2 protein-coding genes, 3 tRNA genes, 3 rRNA genes and 1 pseudogene are annotated in these 7560 nt (G+C 45.8%); all 9 read right to left on the bottom strand.

The window, feature by feature from the left end:
* Positions 1 to 2115, bottom strand: a 23S ribosomal RNA gene (locus MCG44_RS14710); the annotation flags it as partial.
* Between the two features lie 299 nt (positions 2116 to 2414).
* Positions 2415 to 2487 (bottom strand) — tRNA-Ala (locus tag MCG44_RS14705).
* A gap of 157 nt (positions 2488 to 2644) precedes the next feature.
* Positions 2645 to 2718: transfer RNA gene (locus MCG44_RS14700), tRNA-Ile, on the bottom strand.
* A gap of 93 nt (positions 2719 to 2811) precedes the next feature.
* Positions 2812 to 2929, bottom strand: a 5S ribosomal RNA gene (gene rrf, locus MCG44_RS14695).
* Positions 2930 to 3218: 289 nt separating this feature from the next.
* Positions 3219 to 4752: ribosomal RNA gene (locus MCG44_RS14690) — 16S ribosomal RNA — on the bottom strand.
* 250 nt (positions 4753 to 5002) lie between these two features.
* Positions 5003 to 5090 (bottom strand) — tRNA-Ser (locus MCG44_RS14685).
* A gap of 93 nt (positions 5091 to 5183) precedes the next feature.
* Complete coding sequence (locus MCG44_RS14680; RefSeq protein WP_263858510.1) at positions 5184 to 5900, bottom strand: lysophospholipid acyltransferase family protein; 717 nt, start codon at positions 5898 to 5900, stop codon at positions 5184 to 5186.
* A gap of 29 nt (positions 5901 to 5929) precedes the next feature.
* A complete protein-coding gene (locus tag MCG44_RS14675) occupies positions 5930 to 6481 on the bottom strand; it encodes a Fe-S-containing hydro-lyase (protein WP_240288983.1) in 552 nt (183 codons plus the stop codon).
* 17 nt (positions 6482 to 6498) lie between these two features.
* A pseudogene (locus MCG44_RS14670) lies at positions 6499 to 7343 on the bottom strand (fumarate hydratase).
* Positions 7344 to 7560 lie beyond the last annotated feature (217 nt).

Raw genomic sequence — 7560 nt, 5'->3', positions numbered from 1 at the left:
TATCCTGTACATGCAATACCGAATCCCAGTATCAAGCTGGAGTAAAGCTCCATGGGGTCTTTCCGTCCTGGCGCAGGTAACCAGCATCTTCACTGGTACTTCAATTTCACCGGATGCATTGTCGAGACAGTGCTCAAATCATTACGCCTTTCGTGCGGGTCGGAACTTACCCGACAAGGAATTTCGCTACCTTAGGACCGTTATAGTTACGGCCGCCGTTTACTGGGGCTTAAATTCAAAGCTTCGCCTTGCGGCTAACCTCTCCTCTTAACCTTCCAGCACCGGGCAGGCGTCAGCCCATATACCTCACCTTTCGGTTTTGCATAGACCTGTGTTTTTGCTAAACAGTTGCTTGAGCCTATTCTCTGCGGCCATCTTTCGATGGCACCCCTTCTCCCGAAGTTACGGGGTCATTTTGCCGAGTTCCTTAACAATGCTTCTTCCGTCGGCCTTAGGATTCTCTCCTCATCCACCTGTGTCGGTTTACGGTACGGGTACACGGTAAACAATAGCGGCTTTTCTTGATACATGGCTCATGCACTTCCCTACTTTATTTCGGTCCGCATCACGCCTTCGGATTGTAAGGCGGATTTGCCTGCCTTACTCCTACCTCGCTTGCCCCTGGATTCCATTCCAGGGTTGCACTTTCCACATATGTCCCCACAGTTCTGTTACCTTGCAGTACAGGAATCTCAACCTGTTGTCCATCGACTACGGCTTTCGCCCTCGCCTTAGGCCCCGACTTACCCAGAGCAGATCAGCTTTACTCTGGAAACCTTGGATATTCGGCCGAGAGGATTCTCACCTCTCTCTCGCTACTCATTCCGGCATTCTCTCTTCAAGACTCTCCACGGCTCCTTACGGTACCGCTTCTTCGCGTCTTCAATGCTCCTCTACCGATGGTATTGCTACCATCCCACGGCTTCGGTGTTGTGTTTCAGCCCCGGACATTTTCGGCGCAGGACCTCTCGACTAGTGAGCTATTACGCACTCTTTGAATGTATGGCTGCTTCTGAGCCAACATCCTAGTTGTCTTCGAAATCCCACATCCTTTTCCACTTAACACACACTTTGGGACCTTAGCCGGTGGTCTGGGCTCTTTCCCTTTTGACTATCCAACTTATCTCGTATAGTCTGACTCCCATGAATCATCTTACTGGCATTCGGAGTTTGATATTCTTCGGTAAGCTTTGACGCCCCCTAGGAAATTCAGTGCTCTACCTCCAAAAGACTCTCATGAGGCTAGCCCTAAAGCTATTTCGAGGAGAACCAGCTATCTCCGGGTTCGATTGGAATTTCTCCCCTATCCACACCTCATCGCCACCCTTTTCAACGGATGTGCGTTCGGTCCTCCATTGCCTTTTACGGCAACTTCAACCTGGACATGGATAGATCACCCGGTTTCGGGTCTACTCTGACTGACTTAATCGCCCTATTAAGACTTGGTTTCCCTTCGGCTCCACACCTTGAAGTGCTTAACCTTGCCAGCCAGCGTAACTCGCCGGACCGTTCTACAAAAAGTACGCGGTTCCACCTGTAAAGTGGTTCCACAGTTTGTAAACACAGGGTTTCAGGTTCTCTTTCACTCCCCTCCCGGGGTCCTTTTCACCTTTCCTTCACAGTACTATGCGCTATCGGTCACTAAGGAGTATTTAGCCTTGGGGGGTGGTCCCCCCGACTTCCCGCAAGGTTTCTCGTGTCTCGCGGTACTTTGGATCCTGCTCGCTCTCGCCTGCTTTCGTATACGGGGCTTTCACCCTCTCTGGCTGGCTTTCCCAAAACCATTCTACTAGCATTGAAGTCACTTTCTGCAGTCCGTAACCCCAGCATGCACGCATGCTGGTTTAGGCTCCTTCCATTTCGCTCGCCGCTACTTTGGAAATCGATGTTTCTTTCTTTTCCTCCGGGTACTTAGATGTTTCAGTTCCCCGGGTTCCCCTCCATACGTTATGAATTGGCGTATGGATACATACCGTTTGGGTATGCAGGTTTCCCCATTCAGAGATCTCCGGATCGTAGGATATTTGCTCCTCCCCGAAGCTTTTCGCAGCTTATCACGTCTTTCATCGGCTCTTAGTGCCAAGGCATCCACCCTGCGCTCTTTCTTGTTTGACCTTCCTGCTCCAATAGCGTTTGGAACAGTCGGTACTTGCGATGCTTTCGCATCGAGCGTTTCGTTTCATTGCGTTTACAATGTTTGATTCACCACATGCATCTCTGCCTGTGGTTCCTCGGATGTCTTTTCCTATCTCTAACGTTTCTTGCTTATCAGCTTCGCTGATAAGAGATGTTATCAATATAGATATTTTCGTATATGCGGTTTTCAAGGTACATACTGCGACAATCAGATTCCTGATGGAGACACATGGAAGCTTGCTTCCATCTGCTTTGTTCCGGTATGTTTCCATACCGAATGGAGATGGAGGGATTCGAACCCTTGACCCCCTGCTTGCAAGGCAGGTGCTCTCCCAACTGAGCTACACCCCCATGGGTCTTATTTATTATTGCTTTTTCAAATGGATTTTTCCTGTTTTAGGAAGTTTCACCTAATGGGCTTAAGTGGGCCTTTCCTCCTCTATTGAGAAGTTTCCACTTAATGGGCTTAAGTGGGCCTTTCCTCCTCTACCGAGAAGTTTCCACTTAATGGGCTTAAGTGGACTCGAACCACCGACCTCACGCTTATCAGGCGTGCGCTCTAACCAGCTGAGCTATAAGCCCTTTTTTCGGAAGTTCGCTTCACTTCGTTTTGCGAACGACCTGAAAAACTAAATTCATCCTTCGCTCTCGCTCGGATTCATTAACTTTTTTATGGTCTGGCAGCCACCTACTCTCCCACACCGTCACCAGTGCAGTACCATCGGCCGCTTAAGTCTTAACCATCGTGTTCGGGATGGGTACGGGTGTTTCCCCTAAGCGCATCGCCACCAGAAACATTGAACACTTAGCGAGGCCCTTCCGAGCTTAGTGTGAAAGCTGTTCTACGTCAGTGGAACTTCTTCTGCTTACGTTGTGTAGTAAGCTGCTCTTTTTTTCCTCACCAGTGCGTTATCTCTTCGATAACTCAACAGTAAAACACATCTCTTCACCGTGGTCACTAACCTTATGCTTCGCTTTCGCTCGCATTCGCTAAGTGTCCAGGCGGGCTTTCGCACTAGATTCGACCTTCGCCTTCCGGCTCGTTCTCATCAAATGCTCAATGCCTACTTCTTCTTCCTTAGAAAGGAGGTGATCCAGCCGCACCTTCCGATACGGCTACCTTGTTACGACTTCACCCCAGTTATCGGCTCCACCTTCGACTGCTCCCTCCTTACGGTTGGGTCACAGGCTTCGGGCATATCCGACTCCCATGGTGTGACGGGCGGTGTGTACAAGACCCGGGAACGTATTCACCGCGACATTCTGATTCGCGATTACTAGCGATTCCAGCTTCATGTAGTCGAGTTGCAGACTACAATCCGAACTGAGACGTTATTTTTGGGATTTGCTGACACTCGCGTGATCGCTTCCCTTTGTTTACGCCATTGTAGCACGTGTGTAGCCCAAATCATAAGGGGCATGATGATTTGACGTCATCCCCACCTTCCTCCAGGTTATCCCTGGCAGTCTCCCTAGAGTGCCCAACTTCACTTGCTGGCTACTAAGGATAAGGGTTGCGCTCGTTGCGGGACTTAACCCAACATCTCACGACACGAGCTGACGACAACCATGCACCACCTGTCTTAACTGCCCCGTAGGGAAGGCCCCGTTACGGACCGGTCAGTTAGATGTCAAGACTTGGTAAGGTTCTTCGCGTTGCTTCGAATTAAACCACATGCTCCACCGCTTGTGCGGGTCCCCGTCAATTCCTTTGAGTTTCATTCTTGCGAACGTACTCCCCAGGTGGTATACTTATTGCGTTTGCTGCGGCACCGAAGGGCTTTGCCCCCCGACACCTAGTATACATCGTTTACGGCGTGGACTACCAGGGTATCTAATCCTGTTTGCTCCCCACGCTTTCGAGCCTCAACGTCAGTGATCGTCCAGTAAGCCGCCTTCGCCACTGGTGTTCCTCCTAATATCTACGCATTTCACCGCTACACTAGGAATTCCACTTACCTCTCCGACACTCCAGCTTAATAGTTTCCAATGCAGTCCAGGGGTTGAGCCCCCGCCTTTCACATCAGACTTACTATGCCGTCTACGCTCCCTTTACACCCAGTAAATCCGGATAACGCTTGCCCCCTACGTATTACCGCGGCTGCTGGCACGTAGTTAGCCGGGGCTTCTTAGTCAGGTACCGTCATTTTCTTCCCTGCTGATAGAGCTTTACATACCGAAATACTTCTTCGCTCACGCGGCGTCGCTGCATCAGGGTTTCCCCCATTGTGCAATATTCCCCACTGCTGCCTCCCGTAGGAGTTTGGGCCGTGTCTCAGTCCCAATGTGGCCGGTCACCCTCTCAGGTCGGCTACTGATCGCGGGCTTGGTGGGCCGTTACCCCACCAACTACCTAATCAGACGCGGGTCCATCGTATACCACCGGAGTTTTTCACACCGAGTCATGCGACTCTGTGCGCTTATGCGGTATTAGCAGTCATTTCTAACTGTTATCCCCCTGTATACGGCAGGTTACCCACGCGTTACTCACCCGTCCGCCACTCAGTCACATAATACTTCTTTCCGAAGATGTCCGTTTTATGTGCTTCGTTCGACTTGCATGTGTTAAGCACGCCGCCAGCGTTCATCCTGAGCCAGGATCAAACTCTCAAATTAAGTGTTCGTTCCAGTTCAAGATAACTCTTGGCTATCTTATCCCTTTTACTGTTGGTTTTGACTTTTCGTCAATTTAATGAAATTCTTTTTTAGAATTTTCAAGGATGTGTTTTACTGTTCAGTTATCAAAGTTCATTGTTTGCTGTGCTTGTCTGTATCAGCGACAGCTATAATAGAATATCATATGATTGATTGTCTGTCAATACTTTTTTAAAAACTTTTTGTTTTTTATTTCCAGGTCTTAAAAAGACGGAGAAGGAGGGATTTGAACCCTCGCGCCGCGTAAACGGCCTATACCCTTAGCAGGGGCACCTCTTCAGCCACTTGAGTACTTCTCCTCAATCTGAATTACCTTTAATAATATGATATTTTACGCGTTCACTCATTTGTGACGCATTGATTATTATACAAAAGTAGTAAATGTTTGTCAATCATTTTTTAGCAGATTCTTCAATTTTTTTATTTATTTTTTCCTGTATCATTTTTTTAACTGTTTTTGCGATTTCAACCGACTTTAAATCCTTGTAATCTTCATAATATAATGGCTTTAAATAATGTACCTGAACCGTCACCGGTTCTATCGAATTGGTATCAAATGGTTTATAAGAATCTATAACTGCAACGGGGACGATCGGACACTTGGCTTTAATAGCCGCCTTAAAACTTCCACCCTTAAAATCCTGAAGATTATTCCCATTCCTGGAGCGTGTCCCTTCTGCAAAAATCACATAGTTGATTCCATTTTTTACATCCTCAGCCATATCCAGTATCACCTTCATAGCCTGACGCACATCTTCTCTGTCAATTGCCCTTGCACGCATCACCGAAAACACCTGCTTGAGGAACGGAATATTTTGAACTTCTTTTTTCATCACTACACTGAAAGGATGGTTACAGCTCTCAACAAAAGCTAGCACATCAAATAATCCCTGATGATTAGGATAAAGGATAAACCCATCCTCACTCGGAAGATGATCCAGGCCAGTCGCCTGAATCGTCACTCTTCCTCCTTTATTGGCATTGACTGTTATCTTCTTCAACAGTGAAAATCTTTCTTCCACTGTATGTTTGTCGTTCTTTCTTCCATATAACACAAGCTGTAAAAACCAGTATGGGGCAAATAATATATTATTTAACACCATCAACATAATTCTCTTCACTATCTTCTTTTCACTTTCTACTCTGCTTTGTAATTTTGTATTGCAGTCTCATACAGATTATTTCCTTCAGAATCAATAACAACAATTACCGGGAAATTTTCTACCGTCATCTTTCGGATAGCTTCTGTTCCAAGATCATCATATGCAATAACTTCGGAATCAACAATACACTTTGACAGTAATGCTCCCGCACCTCCGACAGCTGCAAAGTAAACAGAATTGTTTCTTATTATAGCCTGTCTTACATCTTCTGTCCTTTTTCCCTTTCCAATCATACCACCCATGCCCAGATCAAGCAGTTTTGGAGTATACTTATCCATTCTGCTCGCTGTAGTAGGTCCCGCTGATCCTATTACCCTTCCCTCTCTGGCTGGAGAAGGTCCCATATAATATATAATGTTTCTTTCTATATCGAGAGGAAGTTCTTCCTTATTCTGAATTGCCTCAAACATTTTTTTATGAGCAGCATCTCTCGCACTGTAAATAGTTCCTGTTAAATATACATAATCGCCGGATTTTAATTTCCTGGTCTCTTCCTTTGTCATTGGAACTTTAATATGTCTGTCCATGATATACTCACCTTTCTCTAAATTGTTCTCACTACATGCCGATTTACATGGCAGCAGATGTTAACACCAACAGGAAGCCCTGCAATATGTGTAGGATATGTATTGATATTGACAGCCAGTGCAGTTACTCTGCCTCCTAAACCGCCGGGACCAATTCCGAGACCGTTAATTGTCTGAAGCAGTTCCTCTTCCAGTTCTTTAACATAAGGTATAGACGAATGTTCATTTACATTCCTTGTCAGCGCCTGTTTTGCCATAATTGCACATTTTTCAAAAGTTCCTCCTATGCCTATGCCCACCACCATTGGAGGACATGCATTTGGTCCGGCATCTTTTACGGCTGTGAGGACAGCATCTTTTACGCCATCAATTCCATCTGCCGGTTTTAACATGAATATACGGCTCATATTTTCACTTCCAAATCCTTTGGGTGCAACAGTTATTTTTACTTTATCCCCAGGTACAATTGTATAATGTATGATTCCCGGTGTATTGTCTTTCGTATTTTCCCGAATCAATGGGTCATTCACTACTGATTTTCTTAAAAATCCTTCCACATACCCCTGTCTGACACCTTCATTTACGGCAGCTTCCAACTCACCGCCAATAAAGTGTACATCCTGTCCAATTTCAAGGAAAATTACAGCCATTCCCGTATCCTGACAAATAGGGATCATATCTTCCTCTGCTATTTTTAAATTTTCCTGAAGCTGATGTAAAATCTGTCTGCCAAGCTCAGACTCTTCCATATTTACTGCTTCCTTCATGCGGCAGTCCATACTTCAGAAAGCACATGATTAGCCTGTATACACATATCTTTGATATTTTCCGTTAATTTATTCACATTTATCTCACGGATCATGTTTTTTCTCTCCTTTTTTCGTCATGCTCTTTTTATTATCATCTATTAAAATAAAAATTGCAACCGTAAATTATGCAGTACAAGCTGTCCTTCTGCACAAAGATTTCCTTAAATAAAATTTTATCCACATCCATATGGTATATACTATAAAATCCTGTGGATCTTCTGGACAGCAGTCCTGATTCATGGATGATAAAAAGCCGGTTATCAAAAAAAA

Source organism: Lawsonibacter sp. OA9, assembly GCF_022440585.1.
The sequence above is the reverse complement of the archived record's forward strand: the minus strand, read 5'-3'. Positions and strand labels throughout refer to the sequence as shown.